The organism is Natrinema gelatinilyticum, assembly GCF_024266705.1.
In the GTDB taxonomy this organism is placed as follows: Archaea; Halobacteriota; Halobacteria; order Halobacteriales; family Natrialbaceae; genus Natrinema; species Natrinema gelatinilyticum.
Genome location: NZ_CP100757.1, coordinates 1,396,050 through 1,412,955 on the forward strand (window position 1 = coordinate 1,396,050; position 16,906 = coordinate 1,412,955).

Sequence of the window (16,906 nt, forward strand, 5' to 3'; positions counted from 1 at the left end):
CCAACTCGTCTTCATCCCCCGTCTACCCTACTCGCGGGTCCTCGTCCCGCACTCACACCGCTTACTCGTCTTCGCCCTGGGTCCACCCTGCCGCCTCGGCCGCCGATTCAGCCGGATGTGGACGATCGTACTCCGTGAGTACGAGGAGCACGCCCTCGAACGACGACGGGTGGTAAAACAACTCTCGGAACCCCTCGAATGCCATCTCGTCGATCGGTTCGACGCCTCGCTTGGCCAGGGCTTCACGCGCCGCATCGGCGTCGGCAACCTCAAGCGAGAGCGCGTACAGGCCGGGGCCGTTGGTCCCGAGGAACGACTCGATGGCTGAGCCGTTCTCGCCCGAGACGAACTCGAGGCCGACCTGACTGGTCCTGTTCGCGACCGGCTCCCCTGGCGGGTCGACCGTCGCGCCAAACGAAAGGCCCAGGAGATTTTCGAAGCTGCTCGCGCTCTCCTCGAGGTCGTCAGTCGCCACGAGCACGCGATCGATGTCGAGTATCAGAACTTCGGGGTCACTCATTCTCGAGTACCTCCTGCAGGGCGAGCATGCGGCTGTAGGTCTCCCGTTTCAACTCGTCGGCGTCGACATCCTCGCCGTAGTCGTAGTAGCCTGCACCGGTTTTTGGGCCGAGATCGTTCGCCTCCATCTTTTCGACGACGCTCTCGGGGTTCTCGAAGCGGTCGCCGAGTTCCTCCGAGAGGTACTCGTTGACGTAGTAGAGGATGTCGACCCCGCCCAGATCGATGAACTCGATGAGACCGATCGCGGCCATACGAAAGCCGACGCCAGTCCGGAGCGCCCGGTCGATCTCCTCGGGCGTGGCGACGCCGTCCTCGTGGGCCCGTACGGCCTCGTTCATCGCGGCGGCCTGTATCCGCGAGCCGAGGAAGCCAGGGCTATCCAGACACGTCACCGGCTCCTTGCCGACCGCTTCGAGCAACTCGACGGTGGCCTCAACCGCGTCGTCGTCGGTGCGGTCGGCCCGAGCGACCTCCACCAGCGGGACGATAAACGCCGGGTTGAGCCAGTGGGTGATGAGCAACCGATCCGAGGCCGGGACTACGTCGGCCAGTTCGTCGATGCTGATTGACGACGTCGTCGTCGCGACGATCGATCCCTCGAGTTCGCCGGCCGCGGATTCGAAGAAGTCACGTTTGACCTTGGGGTCCTCCGGGAGCGCCTCGAACACCCACTTGGTGTTCTCGAGGACGGCCGTCTCACGCGTTACCCTGATTCGATTGACGACGTCGTCGATCTCCCCGTGAAAATGGTCACAGGCCGCGAGGAACTTGAGGTTAGACCGAATCGTCTCGCGAACGTCCGTAACCTTGGCTTCGAACTCCGACTGCGTGCGCTCTTTCACATCGAGGAGCTGAACCGGGCGTCCGTTCGTGGCGAACACTTGCGCGATGCCGATTCCCATTCGGCCTGGCCCGACGACGGCGATCGGCCCGCCATCGGGATCGTTCGCGGCGCTCACGCTGATACCCCCTCTTCGAGCACCTCTTCGAACTCGCCGCGAGTGAGCGATGCAAGCCCGAGTCGCTCGAGCGACCGTCCCGTTTCACGGTACGGCTCGTCCATGAGCTGTTCCGCGATGGTGACGATGCTGTCGATCGTCGGCGTCTCCACTTCGAGGAAGTCGCCGACGGACGCGAGCAATACCGTGGCGATACTGACGTCCTCGTGGATATACCGATCGTCGAGCGACGGCGGATCCTCGCTGAACGTGTCGGCGCTCATCAGCGCCTCACGGGCGTTCCTGCCGTAGAAGTGTCCGCCCGGAGCTTCCTCGGAACGGTAGTACTCGTCCTGAGTGAAGTGCGGCGCGCCGTACCCGAGTTCCTCGCGGATACGGACCCGTTCCTCGTCGACCGCCATCAGTGCGTTGTAGACACCGTCGCCGATCCCATGACGGTGGATGTTGAACGGGCCGATCTCGTCGCATTCGATGACGCCTGCGTTGAGCACCGTCGGCGTGGCGTTCACACACGGGTTACTATCGTTGAGCGCGCAATCGAACGCGTTCTCTGCAGGGATCGACGCGTCGTAGAACTGCCGGGCCGCCTCGAAAGCACGCTCGGTCTCGGCGCCCGGATAAGCACCGATCGGGAGCGTGACAGCGTCGAGATTGATCGTCACCTCTGCGTCCCCGGACCGGCGCGTCACGTAGGGAAGCGTCGGCGTCTCCGCGACGGTGACGCCCGTCGGCCGCTCCGCGAGGCCATCGATCGTCTCACGGAGGAGAAACGAACCGAAATTACCCGGACAGAGCAACACGATCTGATCGTCCTCGAGGATCGGTGCGAGGTCCTCAAACAGCCCCCGCTGTGCGGTCGCCGGGAGCGGGACGACGACCACCTCTGCCCCTGATACTGCCTGCGAGAGATCAGTCGTCACGTCCTCGAGCGAGACGGTCGTTCGCTCGCCGGCCGTGCGCCGCGGCCCCTCGTACCGATTGGATACGGCGAGGGTGAGCGACTGCGACTTGAGAACAGCCGTGTGATTGTCCGGGGATCGTACGTACCACTGTACCGAACAGCCCTGGTTGGCGAAGTCGGCGGCGGCGGCGTACCCGCCGTTACTTCCACCGATCACCGCTACAGCTTCCATGGATAGTCCTATGTCGGAAGTCCACATACGTAAAACGATGGGTAAGAACACACACACACAACACGTGCGATCGGAAGCTGTGTGCTGGTCGAGGCCGATCACACCGGTTTCCACACTTTGACATGCGTCCGTGCCATGGCATCTCGTATGACAGGCGCAGATCAGACGCTGTTGATCGTGTCCGGGACGTCCGATTCAGGCAGCGCACTCGCCCGCACTGTCGCTGACGCCGGCGGTACCGTCGGGTTCACGTATAACAGTGCGACCGACGCAGCCGAAGAACTGCTCGCAGACCTCGATGGCGACGACCACGAGGCCTGGCAGTGTGACGTCACTGTCCCCGACGAGACCGCGTCGGTCGTCTCGGAGGCGTTCGACACCCTCGGTCACGTCGACGGTCTCGTCTTCACCGTCGGCGTGATCGCACGCAGCTCCATCGAGGACACCAAACCCGCGGAGTGGCAACGTCACCTCGATGCAAACGTCACCGGCGCGTTCAACGTTATCAAGGCGGCAGCGCCGGAATTTACGGCCCAGGGCGACGGATCGATCGTCGCGGTCTCGGCGTGTGACGGGATCATGCGAAGCCCGAACCTGGCCGCATACGACGCGAGCAAACAGGGGTTGATCGCGCTCGTCCAGGAAGCCGCGCGCGAACTCGGCCCGGACGGCGTCCGGGCGAACGTCGTTTCGCCCGGATTCATCCGGGATCCCGACACGCTCTCGGCGGATGCACGACAGGACCTCCTCGACCAGCAACCCTACAAGCAATTGACGACGCCACAGGACATCGCGAACGCCTGTCTCTTCCTCTGTTCGGATCGAGCCGCGACGACGACCGGTGCCGTCCTCCCCGTCGACTCCGGACTGAGCCTCGAGTAATTTATTCTCCCTTTCTGTGAGACGACGCTACACTATGAAACGACACTACTGATACGGTCTGCTGAACGATGTCCCGGTGCAACCGCGACCGCCCTGTGGTTTACCGGACCTGACTTCCAGCAGGTCGTGCGACTCAGGCGGCTAACTCCTCTCGTTTCGTTTCGGTTGCGTCGTAGTCGATCTGCAGTGACCCGCTGTCCTCGTCGAACACGACGCCGTAGACTACGCGGGCGTGCTCGCGAGTGATGTATTCCTTGCGGACGTCTTCCAGAACAGCCTCGGGTTTGCGCTCGAGTGGATCACCATAGCCGCCGGCGCCCGACAGCTGGAAGCTGACCGTGTCGCCGTACGAGAGGTCGTACTCCCCCTTCGGGTGAAGTTCGTCGCCCTCGTCGGCCGGGTTCAAGACCGTCCGTCCACGGTCGCCCGGTTCGCCGTCGTTCAGTCCCCACGGTTGGGAGTCGGTCCGCTCGAGCAGGTTCGTGAAGCTGACGTCCTCCGCGAGTAACGTGAAGTCCTTCCGGAGACCGAGCCCACCGCGGTGGCGGCCGGCACCGCCGGAGTCGGGGATGAGCTCGAGCCGATCGATCACAACCGGATACCGGGTTTCGTGGAGTTCGACGGGGATATTCGTCACGTTGAACGACGAACAGATCCCTTCCTCGCCGTCCTTGCGGTCCGAGGCGCCGACGCCCCCGATCATGAAGTCATAGAGGATGAACCGCTCGCCAGTCTCGGGGTCGGTACCGCCGAAGTTCGGGTTACCGAAGTGACTACTCGCGGCGACAACCTTCTTCGGCACCGCCTTCGCCACCGCACCGAGGTTGAGTTCGACGATGCGCTGGTTGATGATCGGCCGTGCGTTCGCAGCCGCCGGTGGCTCTGGATTGAGGAACGATCCCTCGGGCGCCCGAACGGTCATCGGCCGCATGATCCCCTCGTTCTGTGGGAGATACTTCTCGGTGATCGCCTTGAGGACGAACGCCGAGTACGCCCGGGTGTAGTTGATGTAACTGTTTATTGCGCTTTGGGTCTGGGGATCGGTGCCCGAGTAGTCGAAGATCAGTTCATCGTCGTCGATCTCGATCGTCACCTCAAGTTCGACCGGGCCGCTGTCGACCCCGACGTTGTCCATCACGTCGCTGAAGGAGTACTTGCCGTCGGGCATTTCGCGTAGATCCGCCCGCACGCGCTGCTCGGACTGGTCGATGATCTCGTCGATGCAGGTGTAGACCGTGTCCCGGCCGTACTCGTCGAACACCTCGCGGAACAGCTCCGTTCCGTGGTGATTGGCGTTTTGCTGGGCTTTCAGGTCGCCGATCACCTTTTCCGGGAGCCGGACGTTGGCTTCGATGAGGTCCTCGAACCACGGCTCAAGTTCTCCTTCCGAGATCACCTTCGTCGGGAACAGTCGGAGTCCCTCTTGATAGATCTCGGTCGCGTCGACTGCCTGTGAGCCGGGTGCTCGACCACCGACGTCGATGTGGTGGGCGATCGTGACCGAGAACCCCTCGATGCGGTCGTCGACGAACACCGGCGTGATCAGGAACATGTCCGGCAGGTGCCCCGACCCCATGTAGGAATCGTTGAGCAGGATGCCGTCGCCGGGTTTCAGATCGTCGTAATCGTAACGCTCGCGGACGTGCTGGACCGCGTAGGGCATCGATCCGAGGTGGCCCGGACTGAAGTTACCCTGCGCGACCACTCGTCCGTCCCGATCGAACAGCCCGGTCGAGAAGTCCTGACCGAGCGAGACAGCCTCACTCTTGCCGGTCCGTTGGAGGACCTTCCCCATCTCGTTGCACATCGCAACGAGCCGGTCCCACAGCACCGTGAACGTAATCGGGTCCAGTTCTTCTGCGTCGATGCGTACGTCGGCGTCTGCGTCGGTATCACTCATTGTTATTCACCTCGTTGATCTCGATAACGAGATTTCCATACTCGTCGACGCTCAGGGTATCGCCCGGCGGGACGACCGTCGTCGAGTTGACCTCTTCGACGACGGCGGGGCCGGTCAATTCCGCGCCGGGAGCGAGTTCATTGCGGTCGTAGATCGCCGTCTCGGTGAAGCCGCCGGCCCGCTTGAAGTACGCCTCCCGAGTGCCCTTCCGGGCGTCGCTGGCACGGCCCGAATCCCCATCGATGCGCTCGAGGGAGGCCGACTCTGTCGGGCTGCGGACCGTCACCTTCCAGGTGATGCCCTCGATGACTTCGTCCGGATCGCTATAACCGTAGGTCCGCTCGTAGGTATCGTGGAAGTTCTGCTCGATCGTCTCGAGGTCCTCTGGTCCGAGCCGACCGGTCGGCATATCGACGCCGAGTTCGTGAGCCTGGCCGACGTACTTCATGTCGGCTTCGCGTTCGATCTCGATCTCGGCGTCCGCGCCGCCGGCCTCCCGGACGAGTTCGCGACCCTGTTGCTCGAGGTCCTCGTAGATCTCGTGTACCTGCTCTAAGGCCTCGGCGTCAAGTTCCGTGATGTATGTCTGGTCGAGGTGGAACTCCACGTCGGCGACGAGCAGTCCGCCGGCGCTCGCCACGCCCGCTCCCTGGGGTACGAACACTTTGGGAACGTTGAGCTCGTGGGCGATGAACGACGCGTGTGATGGGCCCGCACCGCCGAACGCGATCATGCCGAATTCTCGCGGGTCGATCCCGCGTTCCGAGGCGTGGATCTGGCTCGCCCGCGTCATCGCGTTGTCGACGATCTCCTTAATGCCCCAGGCGGCGTCGTAGGTCCCCATCTCGAGCGGTTCGGCGATGCCGCGGTCGATCCCGTCGAGTGCGTCGTCGACGTCGATGTCCATCCGACCGCCGAGGAAGTAGTCCGGGTTGAGATAGCCCAGCGCGAGGTCGGCGTCGGTGACTGTCGGCCGGGTGCCGCCCCGCCCGTAACAGATCGGTCCGGGCTCTGCACCAGCGCTTTCGGGCCCGACCTCGATCCGTCCTGTATCGCTCGCGCCGGCGATGCTGCCACCGCCAGCGCTGATCTCGATCATGTCGATCACGGTCAGGTTGATTGGGAGGCCGCTTCCCTCTTTCATCTCTGCTTCGTCGACCTCGAAGACGTCCGTTCGCTTCGGCTGGCCGTCGACGATGAAACAGATCTTCGCGGTCGTCCCGCCCATGTCGAACGAGAAGACGTTCTCGAAGCCGACATGTTCGCCGAGGTGGGCCGCGTTGAGCGCGCCGGCGACCGGCCCGGACTCGATGATCTGGACGGGCGACTGCTGAATCATCGACGGAGTCGCGACGCCGCCGCTAGATTTCATCATGAAGAACGAGCCGTCGTACCCCTGCCCATCGAGGTCGTCCTCGATCTTCCCGAGATACTGCTGGACGCGGGGCTTAACGTAGGCGTCGACCGCCGCCGTATTCGTCCGCTCGTACTCACGGTACTGTTTGGATATCTCCGACGCCCGCGTGGTATAGAGTTCGGGCGCGGTCTCCTCGATGATCTCCTGGGCAGCCCGTTCGTGTCTGTCGTCCTCGTAGGAGTGAAGGAAACTGATCGCGACCGACTCGTAGTCGGCCCGGAGTTGCTCGATCTGCTCTGCAAAAGCATCATCGTCCAGCGGCGTGACCACACCCTCACTCGGGTGGATCCGCTCGTCGACTTCGTAGATGTCCTCGCGGTCGATGAGCGGATCCGGCTTCTCGATGAACAGGTCGTAGAGGTCGTATCGCTTTTGCCGCCCGAGGATCGGGACGTCCCTGAACCCATCGGTCGTGAGCAGTGCCGTGTCGGCCCCATCGCGCTCGAGGACGGTGTTTGTCGCGAGCGTCGTCGCATGGATCAGCTGACCGACGTTGTCGATTTCCACACCGGTTTCGTCGAAGAACTCGCTGAGCCCGGTCAACACGCCCTCAGAGGGGTTGTCAACGGTTGTCGGATACTTGTATACGTCGAGTTCGCTGGTCTGCTCGTCTACCAGTACGAAGTCGGTGAAGGTACCACCGACGTCGAAGCCGATACGCTTGGCCATTAGCTGATTATGCCGCGTCATATGTAATAAATTCCCACGGTTCAATTGGGCCGAACTGGGCGTAGTCATCGCCCGATGCGGTTCATGCAGACGGGCAGATTTATTGCGTCTCCAGTGAGACTTTACATGTATGAATCAAAAAATCGAAGGGCTGGACGAAATCGATCGCACTATTCTCAGGATTCTGGCCCAGAACCCCCGGACACCGTACTCGGATATCTCCGAACAACTCGAGGAGGAAGGTTACGAGATGAGTAGCGAGGGGATCCGATACCGGGTCTCGAAACTGTTCGAGACGACGTCGATTCTCCTGCTGACGGCCCCAAAAGAACACGGCTGGGAGGTCGTCCGCCTGTTCGTTTCGGTGACCGACGAAGAGGGTGCCAAACAGGAATCGTTCGAACGACTCTCCATGATGGGCTTCTGGATGAACTGTCGCGGTATCGGGTCGGTCGACCTCTATGGCGTTGCGACCGCCCAATCGAACAGTGAAGTCGACGAACTGATCGACAGGGTTCGAAGCTTAGACGGCGTCGAAAATGTCGAGTATATGATTGAAACGGACCGAGCGACCACCATCGACAACTACCTCGCACTCTGATCACGCTCCCACTATCATTTGGCCGGTCACGCTCTGATCGCGGTTCCGTCATCGATGCACACGTCGCGTTTTCTACCCAGTCCGCGTTTGTGAACTACCCCACCCAACTGATCGCCTTTTGGCTCGCGCTCGAGGGTGGGGCTCCCTGCTTCGAGGACGTTGTCAGCCTTAGTCTGACAGCCTGACGAGGATCCCTCGACAAACGCGCTTTACAGGAGCTGACGTGGTTCCTGGAGGAAGCGCAGTCACCACAGGCGTTCGAGCGTTGGAAAATCACGGCGCGATTTTCGCAGGCCATCAGAATCACTCTGCGATCCTGAGGACGTTGATTCGGAGCGTCCCGCTCCTATCTGCCTAATAGTTACTGATTGTCAGTAGACACCCGATCGTACGACGGCTGTATGATCGGTTTGGACGCCGTTTCGGTCGGCAGTGGAGTCCGACGATCGGCAGCTGTCATTCGTCGTCCCAGCGCTCATACTCCCTCACAACTTACCAAACAACTTACTAAACAGCTTTTCTGGAGGTAGTCATCCCCTTTATTTGGCAGGTAAAACGGCCAAGTTTTTGTTGAAGCAGACCCAGGAGTTTGATATGGACGAAGATTACGGATGCAAGGTTTGTCGTGTCCTCTCCGATCATGGGCTCGAACATTACGACGAGCGATTACTGGATGAATGGCGAGGGAGCAACGGTCAGCGCAAGGGGTACAGACAGCTCGCGCGGTGGCTAAACGTCACCCTATTACGCCGGGAGATGGACAAAGTCGGCCTCTCAACGCTGGGGGACGAGGCCGAATCGAAGTATGATCGGCTTCAGGACGAGGGGGCAACCGCTACCGAAGTCGCATCGATGCTCGAGCGCGAGGGAATCGACATCGAGTCGCTCCAGTCCGATTTCGTCTCCTATGGTGTCGTCCGAACCCATCTCATCGACTGTCTCGGCGCCAAGTATGAACGCCCGACCGCGACCGACTGGGAAACCGATGCGATCAGCATCGCGCGCGACCATGCCGAGGAGAAGATCATGTCCGCAGTCCAATCCCTCGAGCGGAAAGGAGACCTCGACGCTAGCGATGACGTCGCCGTCCACGTCGACGTCGAGATCGAGTGTGAAAAGTGTCAGACCCGCGTCCCGCTCCACCGGGCACTTCGCCGTGGCGAGGTCTGTAACTGCGAACCCGTTGAGGTGAAACAATGACCGAGTTGACGGTCGACGTCGAGAACGTCGGCGGGATCGACAGCATGACGTGTACGTTTACCGACGATCTGGGGATCATCACCGGTCCCAACTCCTCGAACAAGACCTCGTTGCTCGAGGCCATCGCGTTCGGTCTCGGCCGGTCCGATATCTCGATCAAAAACGACGCAGAGACCGCACGCGTCGAACTCACACTCAACGATCGAACGGTCGTCCGTGAGGCCTACGAGACGGATCACGGGATCCGGATCGAGGGCGAGGGCTGGCTCAATTCGAGCGATGACGTGGAACTGTTCGATCAGTTCGCATGCCTGTTCGAGTTCAGCGACGTCCGGGCGGCCGTTCGCAACGACGAGAACTTCGCCGAGGTCCTGAAGGGACCGATGAACATCGATGCCCTCGAGGCCGAACGTGAACGAAAGATCGTCGAGAAGAATGAACTCAAAAAGGAAGTCGACTCCCTCGAGAACGTCGAGGACCGACTCGAAGAGCGCAAGCGCAAACTCGACGAAAAACGCAAGACGGCTGCGGAGCTGGAGTCGGAACTCGAGGACCTCCGAGAGGAACAGCGGGATCTCACCGACGACGAGGAACTCGAGGGGCTCCAGGCCGAGCGCTCTCGGCTCGTGACGCAACGTCAGGAGTACCGCGAACAGATCAGCGACTACGAGAACGCGATCGACCGACTGGAGGGAGAGATTTCGGAACTCGAGGCCGACCTCGAGGCCGCTCGTGAGCAGGTTACCGAGTACGACGTCAACTCGCTCCGTGCCGAGCGCGAGTCGATTCAGGAGGAACTCCACGAAATTACCGACCGGATCGATGTACTGCAGTCGGTGCTGACCGCAAATCGTGAAATGCACTCCTCGTCGTATACCAGTGCTCTGGGACGCCAATACAGCCTGACTGGCGACAGGGTTACCTGCTGGGCGTGTGGAAACGAAGCAGCGGAAGAGGACTTCGAGGAGACAATCGGCAGACTCACCGAGCTCATCGAGTCCGACAAGGAACGACGCACGGAGTACCAGCCTCGCCTCGAGGAGATCGACGACCAGATCGAAGCGGCAAATGGGGCGAATCGACTGATTACGGAACTCGAGTCCAAGAAGCAATCGCTCGAACAGCAACTCGAGAGCCGTCGGGACTCTCTCGAAACCCACCGTCAGCAACTCGAGGACGTCGAGATCGATCTCGACGAAATCGAGGACGAAATCGCGTCCAGGGAGTCCCAACAGGAGAGCGAGTCGAGCCACGTGACCGAGGAACTCGAGTCGACCCGCGTCGATCTTCACGCAGTCCAAAACGAGATCGATCGACTCGAGGACGCGATCGACGAACTCGAGGAGGATCGTCGGGAACGCGAACGGAAGAGTGAGGAGATCGAGTCGCTCCGGACAGATATCCGGGAACTGACGGAGCGTATCGAGAACCTCGAGCAGCGTCTCAGGGACGGGTTCAACGAAGCGATGGACGAACTGATCGAGTTACTCGGCTACGAGACGATCGACCGTGTGTGGCTCGACGGTAACTACGACCTGGTCGTCGCCCGAGAGGAAGACGGCGTTACCCGGCAGGACACGGTCCAAAACCTATCTGAGAGCGAACGCGAGATGGTCGGACTGGTGCTCGCTCTCGCAGGCTACCTTGCATACGACGTCGCCGACGCAGTTCCCGTCTTGCTCGTCGATACTCTCGGGGCGTTCGACGCCAATCGTGCGAGCAGCCTGCTCGAGTACTTCGCCGACGAAGCGCCACTGCTGATCACCGCGTTGCTTCCGGAAAACGAGGCTACGCTCGCCGACACCGACCTCGAGTACGATCCTGTCAACCCGTCACGGCTCACCGTTTGAACGACGGCCCACGTATCGGGACACAACATCGGATCGTCCTCACCGAACGCGATCGGTGCTCTCCGCGAGTGCGAGCGTGCCGTCAGTTACCGCCTGCGAGCGTGGGGTCGTCCTCGCCGAACTCGACGTTGATGTTTTTCACTCGCGTGTGGTCCAGCAGTTCCGAGAGGTCCTCCTTGTTCCCAATCCCGCTCTGTTTGTAACCACCAAACGGCGCACCGATGTAGTGACGGCCATGCTGGTTGATCCAGATGTATCCGGACTCGACGTCGTTCGCGGTTCGGTGTGCATCGTTCAGGTCGTTCGTCCAGACGCTCGCCGTCAGCCCGTACTCGATGTCGTTCGCGATTTCGATCATCTCGTCGTAGTCGCTCCAGGTCAGTACCGACAGCACCGGGCCGAACGTCTCCTCCTTGACGATCGTCATCCCCGGTTCGACGTCGAAGACGGTCGGCTCGAGGAAGTAGCCCCCGTCGTATTCGTCGACGGCCTCGCCGCCGAACAGGACCTCGGCGCCCTCGTCTTTCGCGATATCGAAGTACGTACACACCTTCTCGTACTGTGGTTCCGAGACGACGGCCCCCATCGTGTTCGACTCATCGAACGGATCCCCGATCGTGACCTCCTCGAGGCGGTCGATCAGTGGCGGGACGACATCGTCGTAGGCGTCCTCGTGGACGAGTAGACGAGTCCCGCTGCCACAGGACTGTCCCTGCCAGGGTAGCGCCATCGCCCCTTGGAGCCCGTCGAGGACGCGATTCATGTCTGCATCGGGGTAGACGATGAAGGGGTTTTTGCCGCCCAGTTCGAGCAGAACGGGTGAGAGGTTCTCGGCGGCACCCTTCATGATCTTCTTGCCGGTCGCGGGGCTGCCGACCATCGAGATGAGCCGCACGTCAGGGTGTTCGACGAGGTTCGCGCCGGTCTCGCCGAACCCGGTGACGACGTTGATCAGCCCCTCCGGGAACAGTCCGCACTCGTGGACGAGGTGGCCGATGTACAGCGCCGACAGTGGGGTGTATTCGGACGGTTTGACGACGATCCCGTTACCGGCGACGATCGCCGGCGCGATCTTCTCGGCGACGAACATCGTCGGGTGGTTGAACGGGATGATGCCGGCGACAACGCCGTAGGGCTCCCGCTGCGTGAAGTTGTGGTTTTCCGCGCCCGTCGGGATCGTTTCGCCCTTGAGTTCGGTCGCGAGCCCGGCATAGTACTGGAGGTTTCGAGCTCCTTTCTCCGTATCGAACTTCATCCGGGAGATGCTGCTGCCGTTGTCCGCGACGTCGAGGTTCGTCAACTCCCTCTGGTGGTCGAGCAGCAGGTCAGCGAACGCCTCGACCCGTTCGCGCCGTTCGAACACGTCGATCTGACGCCACTCCTGGCTCGCCCGCTCCGCCGCCTGGACGGCCTCGTCCACTTGCGATTCGGTCGCGATCGGTACCTCTGTCAGAATTTCGCCCGTCGAGGGACACTCGTTCTCGAACGTCTCCTCACTCGAAACGAACTCACCGTCGATATACATTCGGTCCTCGATCTGCAGGGAGACACGCTTCCTCGACAACGTCTCTAGTTCATGTTCGAACATGCTATGACGTGTTTCCTGCTATTATATAGCAGTTGTGTCTATCACGTCACCGCTCCCGCGGCTCGGGTTCGTGTCGAGGTCACGTCAGTTCGGGAACAGGCGTTCGTCGGCGATTGGAACCGTCTCGAAGACACCGTACCGGCTAGCGTACTCCATCCAGTCCCGGACGTTCCGCCGCTGGTCGGTCTCGAGAACGAAAGGACAGTCGACACCGTCGGTGACACGCCGAAGCGCCTCGACGGACCGTTCGCCCGACCACTCCCCAGAGTCATCCTCCTCCAGGAACGCGGCGAGGACCTGATCTCGGTTCTCGTAACGGTACGCTCGCGACCGCTGGAGTGCATCGACAAACGCACGTACGCGAACGGGATCCGTTTCGTACAGCTCACTGTCGACACAGATCAGGTGGACGAGCGGCCGATATCCGGTGAGAGTAGTCCACTCCTCCCCCATATCGTAGAGAAGCCGGTATTCGGGATTCTCTCGCAGCCCCCAGTACCAGTCGTTGATCCGTTCGACGGCGTCGAGTTCGCCGGCCTGCATCCGATCGGCTAATCGCTGGTGCGTGTCGACGACCCAGTCGACAGCATCGGGGTCACAGTCGAATCGGTCCTCGATGATCGCTTTGTGATAGGTCATCGCCAGCGACCGGTCGTGAATGCCGACCCGCATTCCTTCGAGGTCCTGTGGATCGGAGATACCGTCACTTTCACGGACAAACATTCCATTGCCCCGCTGGTAGGTGAGTCCGGCCGCGACCGCTAATGGGTCCGTCGGGACCACATCCGTGTGACTCACCTGTTTCGCAGTGACGTACTTACCCATCGACATCGTCGTGGCATCGAGTTCACCGGAGAGGAGTAATTGATCCTTCTGTGGCGAGTGATTGTGCTCTAGTCGAATCGTCCCGTACTCCAGTGTTACCCGGCCATTTTCGAGCGCGTAATAGAACTGTCGAGTGTTGTAAAACGGGGTCGTACTGAAGGCTAACGTCGCCTCTGTCATACCCCCTACTTCGTATCAACTGCCAAAAACCTGGTGCTGGATTTGTGTCATCTGTCGTTCGAAGAAGTATTTCTCCCGTGTCGACTGGTCCCACAGAACCCGTATATTCATATCACAGAGATGATTTCACGAATAATGCACTAAGTGCGTTATTGAGGTAGTGAAATAGCTATCCAGATTTGTATTTCACAAATCACCCGCTCGCATCATCCGGCAAAATCCGACTGGGCTCGAGAATGTGAACACGTAACAAGAATGTGAACGACTATCGTAATATTAGCGGAAAATTCGGACCGAGACATGCAAACCAAAGTCCCAATATTTTATATTGTGTATCTAAAACTGTGAATAATATACTCAGTACGTTAATCGACGGGTACGAATCAGTGTCAGATGGGTGCGATGCGATAATCGGTTTTAACGAGCGGCCGATTGATCCAGTAACCAGGGGACGACGATTATGATCTGTAGGTGCAGACGTAAGCTATATTATCGATGGTCCGGAAATGAGGAGTTGTATGTCAGTAGACCTCGTGGTCAACAATTGTACACTCGTGACGCCGGAGGGCCAGATCGGCCCGAACGCAGGGGTCGCGGTTGATGACGGTGAAATCGTCGCCGTCGGAGCGGATGACAGCCTCCCGGAGGCTGACGAAGTCATCGACGCCGACGGACAGTATCTTACACCGGGTGTAATCGACTGTCACATCCACAACCGAACTCCCGGTTTAGAGTACAAGGAAGACTGGGAGACGGCGACGCGTGCCGCCGCTGCCGGCGGCGTGACGACCGTCATGGGAATGCCCAACACCGATCCAGTCATCGACCAGCCGGAACACATTCAGACGAAGGCCGAGCTCGGCGAGGAGAACGCGCTCGTCGACTTTCAGTTCTATGCGGTGATTACGTCTAATAACTACGACCAGGTTCATGACCTCGACGAAGCAGGCGTCGTCGGCTACAAGGTTTTCCTCGGGACCACTATCGGTGCAATCCCCCCGCCGAACGACGGCGAACTCCTCGAGGCGATGGAACAGGTCGCCGAGACCAACAAGCGCCTGGGCTTCCACGAGGAGAACGACCAGATCCTCACACATCTCGCCGAGAAGTTTCAGGAGGAAGAAAAAAACGATCCGATCTATCACACCTGGTCGCGCCCACCGATCACGGAACGAGAGGCGATCAACCGGACGATCCTGTTCGCCGACGAAACGGGCGCGAAGATTCATATGTTCCACCTCTCCTGTGGAACGGGTGCACAGCTCGTCGCCGAAGGCAAAGAGAAAGGCGTCGACGTCACCGCCGAAACCATGCCGCACTACCTCTGGTTCACCGAGGACGTGATGCGCGAAAAGGGCAACGTCGCGCGTATCCAGCCCCCGATTCGCGACCAGGAAGAACAGGACATCCTCTGGGAAGAGGTCCACGGCGACGGCATCGACTGCATCGCTACGGATCACTCCCCGCATACCGACGAGGAGAAAGGCATGGATGACCCATTCAAGAACACTTGGGAGGTCATCTCCGGATTCGTCGGCCTCGAGACCGAAGTTCCCGCCATGCTGACGTTCGTCAACGACGGCAAGATGAGCCTCGAGCAATGGATCGACATGCACTCGACCCAGCCCGCGAAGATCTGGGGAATGTACCCCCAGAAGGGGTCGCTCCAGGTCGGCACTGACGCCGACTTTACCATCTTCGACCTCGACGAGGAGTGGACCCTCGAGGACCGCAACTCGCTGCACTCGAAAAACACCGTCACGCCGTTCGAGGGTGAGACCTTCCAGGGGAAGGTCACGAAGACGATCGTCCGTGGCGACGTCGTCTACGATGACGGTGCCGTCGTCGGCGACTCCGGACATGGCACGCAGGTGGAGGTTGACGAAATCGACAACGATTACGCATGAACACGGACATATACGACCGCGGTCGGGAGACTGGGCGGCGACTGCAGGCGGCCATCGAACACAACCTCGATGGGTTCTGGCGCGCCGTCGCCGACCGTGACATCGATCGCAACACGGTACGAACTGTAGCGACCGATCACCGCGACCGGCTGACCGAGGACACCCGGTCTCGTATCCGGGGGATGGCGGACGCCGCCGCTGTCCCGTACCGCGACCTGCTCGCGTTCAACCTATTCGAAGAGACGCTCGTCACCGACGGCTGTACGACGGCTATCGCCGCCGGCGACGCCGCAGCAGACGGTGAGACGATCTTCTTCAAACAGAGCGACAAGAAGGGTGCCGACGAGTTCGAAGGCGAGAACTACCACCAGCACCAGCAGATCAACGTCGTCAGCATCGAGAACCCGGCCGACAAGAACAAGATCATCGGCGTCACTGCCGCCGGTTCCACGGCCGTCAAGATGGGAATGAACGACGAGGGCGTCGCTATCGGTAGTAACATCTCCCGGACGGTCACCTTCGATGAGGAAGGCACGGATTCGAAAGACTGGGCCGCCGCCTCTCGCGGGGAGTACATGCGTCAGGGGCTGCTCCACGGTGACACCGCCGAGGAAGTCGCAAAACACATTACGCCGATGCTGTTCTCGGACCCGATGTCCTCGCCGGGGAACATCCCCATCGCGGACGCCGAGAAAGCGATTATCCTTGAGGGCGAATTTACCCACCTCGCGAGTGAGTGGGTCGAAGATGACGTCATCGGGCGTGCCAACAAGTTCCAGGCCCTCGACCATCTCGCGCGTTCCCGTGAGGAGATCCCCTCGAGTTACAGCCGGTACGAGCGCGTCATGGAGGTCCTCGAAGAGAACGACGGCGACGTCACCGTCGAGACGATGCGGGACCTCTCGACCGACCACGAGAACGGCCCCGGTCTCGAGTCGGTCTGTCGTCACGAAGAAGACCACTACACCGACGAAACGTCGCTCTCGGCGGCGATCTTCGACCTTGACGGCGAGGCCCCTGAAACCAGCGAAATATACATCGCGCTCGGCAAGCCGTGTCACGCCTGGCGCACCGAGGAAGGAAACGGCTGGCTCAACATCACCGCCGACGCCACCGAAGCCGACGTCCCGGATCGGTTCCTCACCGGCGAGGCGTGGCTCGAACACTACACCGAGGAAGCGTACGAGGGGGAGCGAGAACTCGCACCCCTTCGGTGAGGAGGAGTTAATCCTCCTGCCGTATAAACCGCCGAAATCGCCAGCTTCTATCGCCG

General features: G+C 60.6%; 13 protein-coding genes. 6 read left to right on the top strand and 7 right to left on the bottom strand.

The window, feature by feature from the left end; all coding sequences use genetic code 11:
- Positions 1–61 precede the first annotated feature (61 nt).
- The 3 genes from NJU76_RS24670 to NJU76_RS24680 are packed head-to-tail and all read right to left on the bottom strand — an operon-like array spanning position 62 to position 2,614.
- A complete protein-coding gene (locus NJU76_RS24670) occupies positions 62–520 on the bottom strand; it encodes a VOC family protein (RefSeq protein WP_254533056.1) in 459 nt (152 codons plus the stop codon).
- A complete protein-coding gene (locus tag NJU76_RS24675; RefSeq protein ID WP_254533057.1) occupies positions 513–1,481 on the bottom strand; it encodes a 3-hydroxyacyl-CoA dehydrogenase NAD-binding domain-containing protein in 969 nt (322 codons plus the stop codon). The genes NJU76_RS24670 and NJU76_RS24675 overlap by 8 nt, the downstream gene beginning before the upstream one ends.
- Entirely contained in the window at positions 1,478–2,614 is a 1,137-nt protein-coding gene (locus NJU76_RS24680; protein WP_254533058.1) for an NAD/NADP octopine/nopaline dehydrogenase family protein, read from the bottom strand. The genes NJU76_RS24675 and NJU76_RS24680 overlap by 4 nt, the downstream gene beginning before the upstream one ends.
- Positions 2,615–2,761: 147 nt before the next feature.
- Between NJU76_RS24680 and NJU76_RS24685 the strand changes: the two genes are divergently transcribed.
- Entirely contained in the window at positions 2,762–3,496 is a 735-nt protein-coding gene (locus NJU76_RS24685; protein WP_254533059.1) for an SDR family NAD(P)-dependent oxidoreductase, read from the top strand.
- Positions 3,497–3,629: 133 nt separating this feature from the next.
- Here the strand turns inward: NJU76_RS24685 and NJU76_RS24690 are convergent, their stop codons facing one another.
- Both NJU76_RS24690 and NJU76_RS24695 read right to left on the bottom strand, forming a co-directional pair.
- Positions 3,630–5,396: a hydantoinase B/oxoprolinase family protein gene (locus NJU76_RS24690; protein WP_254533060.1), complete on the bottom strand. Its 1,767-nt coding sequence runs from the start codon at positions 5,394–5,396 to the stop codon at positions 3,630–3,632.
- Positions 5,389–7,482 (bottom strand): hydantoinase/oxoprolinase family protein, encoded by a 2,094-nt coding sequence (locus tag NJU76_RS24695; protein ID WP_254533061.1) that lies wholly within the window; start codon positions 7,480–7,482, stop codon positions 5,389–5,391. The genes NJU76_RS24690 and NJU76_RS24695 overlap by 8 nt, the downstream gene beginning before the upstream one ends.
- A 130-nt stretch (positions 7,483–7,612) precedes the next feature.
- On the opposite strand from NJU76_RS24695, the gene NJU76_RS24700 reads away from it, so the two are divergent.
- The 3 genes from NJU76_RS24700 to NJU76_RS24710 all read left to right on the top strand — a co-directional run bounded on the left by NJU76_RS24700 (position 7,613) and on the right by NJU76_RS24710 (position 11,133).
- Positions 7,613–8,083 carry an Lrp/AsnC family transcriptional regulator gene (locus tag NJU76_RS24700; RefSeq protein WP_254533062.1) on the top strand — a complete coding sequence of 157 codons (471 nt, stop codon included), beginning with the start codon at positions 7,613–7,615 and terminating at the stop codon, positions 8,081–8,083.
- A 594-nt stretch (positions 8,084–8,677) separates the two neighbouring features.
- Positions 8,678–9,283 (top strand): rod-determining factor RdfA, encoded by a 606-nt coding sequence (rdfA, locus tag NJU76_RS24705; protein ID WP_254533063.1) that lies wholly within the window; start codon positions 8,678–8,680, stop codon positions 9,281–9,283.
- Positions 9,280–11,133: an archaea-specific SMC-related protein gene (locus NJU76_RS24710; RefSeq protein WP_254533064.1), complete on the top strand. Its 1,854-nt coding sequence runs from the start codon at positions 9,280–9,282 to the stop codon at positions 11,131–11,133. Before rdfA ends, NJU76_RS24710 begins: the two co-directional genes overlap by 4 nt.
- Before the next feature lie 82 nt (positions 11,134–11,215).
- Here NJU76_RS24710 and NJU76_RS24715 read toward each other — a convergent pair whose 3' ends face one another.
- Both NJU76_RS24715 and NJU76_RS24720 read right to left on the bottom strand, forming a co-directional pair.
- Positions 11,216–12,721 (bottom strand): aldehyde dehydrogenase family protein, encoded by a 1,506-nt coding sequence (locus NJU76_RS24715; RefSeq protein ID WP_254533065.1) that lies wholly within the window; start codon positions 12,719–12,721, stop codon positions 11,216–11,218.
- An 84-nt stretch (positions 12,722–12,805) separates the two neighbouring features.
- The gene (locus NJU76_RS24720) at positions 12,806–13,726 is read right to left on the bottom strand and encodes an ABC transporter substrate-binding protein (RefSeq protein WP_254533066.1); all 921 of its coding nucleotides are present in this window, start codon (positions 13,724–13,726) and stop codon (positions 12,806–12,808) included.
- Positions 13,727–14,244: 518 nt separating this feature from the next.
- Between NJU76_RS24720 and allB the strand changes: the two genes are divergently transcribed.
- Positions 14,245–15,633 carry an allantoinase AllB gene (gene allB, locus NJU76_RS24725; RefSeq protein ID WP_254533067.1) on the top strand — a complete coding sequence of 463 codons (1,389 nt, stop codon included), beginning with the start codon at positions 14,245–14,247 and terminating at the stop codon, positions 15,631–15,633.
- Positions 15,630–16,850 carry a C45 family autoproteolytic acyltransferase/hydrolase gene (locus NJU76_RS24730; RefSeq protein ID WP_254533068.1) on the top strand — a complete coding sequence of 407 codons (1,221 nt, stop codon included), beginning with the start codon at positions 15,630–15,632 and terminating at the stop codon, positions 16,848–16,850. Before allB ends, NJU76_RS24730 begins: the two co-directional genes overlap by 4 nt.
- The last annotated feature ends 56 nt before the right edge of the window (positions 16,851–16,906 follow it).

Coding starts and splice junctions, on each gene's coding strand:
- NJU76_RS24680 (WP_254533058.1), bottom strand. CDS start 2,614: ATGGAAGCTGTAGCGGTGATCGGTGGAAGTAACGGCGGGTACGCCGCC.
- NJU76_RS24730 (WP_254533068.1), top strand. CDS start 15,630: ATGAACACGGACATATACGACCGCGGTCGGGAGACTGGGCGGCGACTG.
- NJU76_RS24670 (WP_254533056.1), bottom strand. CDS start 520: ATGAGTGACCCCGAAGTTCTGATACTCGACATCGATCGCGTGCTCGTG.
- NJU76_RS24685 (WP_254533059.1), top strand. CDS start 2,762: ATGACAGGCGCAGATCAGACGCTGTTGATCGTGTCCGGGACGTCCGAT.
- NJU76_RS24715 (WP_254533065.1), bottom strand. CDS start 12,721: ATGTTCGAACATGAACTAGAGACGTTGTCGAGGAAGCGTGTCTCCCTG.
- NJU76_RS24690 (WP_254533060.1), bottom strand. CDS start 5,396: ATGAGTGATACCGACGCAGACGCCGACGTACGCATCGACGCAGAAGAA.
- NJU76_RS24710 (WP_254533064.1), top strand. CDS start 9,280: ATGACCGAGTTGACGGTCGACGTCGAGAACGTCGGCGGGATCGACAGC.
- rdfA (WP_254533063.1), top strand. CDS start 8,678: ATGGACGAAGATTACGGATGCAAGGTTTGTCGTGTCCTCTCCGATCAT.
- NJU76_RS24720 (WP_254533066.1), bottom strand. CDS start 13,726: ATGACAGAGGCGACGTTAGCCTTCAGTACGACCCCGTTTTACAACACT.
- NJU76_RS24700 (WP_254533062.1), top strand. CDS start 7,613: ATGAATCAAAAAATCGAAGGGCTGGACGAAATCGATCGCACTATTCTC.
- allB (WP_254533067.1), top strand. CDS start 14,245: ATGTCAGTAGACCTCGTGGTCAACAATTGTACACTCGTGACGCCGGAG.
- NJU76_RS24695 (WP_254533061.1), bottom strand. CDS start 7,482: ATGGCCAAGCGTATCGGCTTCGACGTCGGTGGTACCTTCACCGACTTC.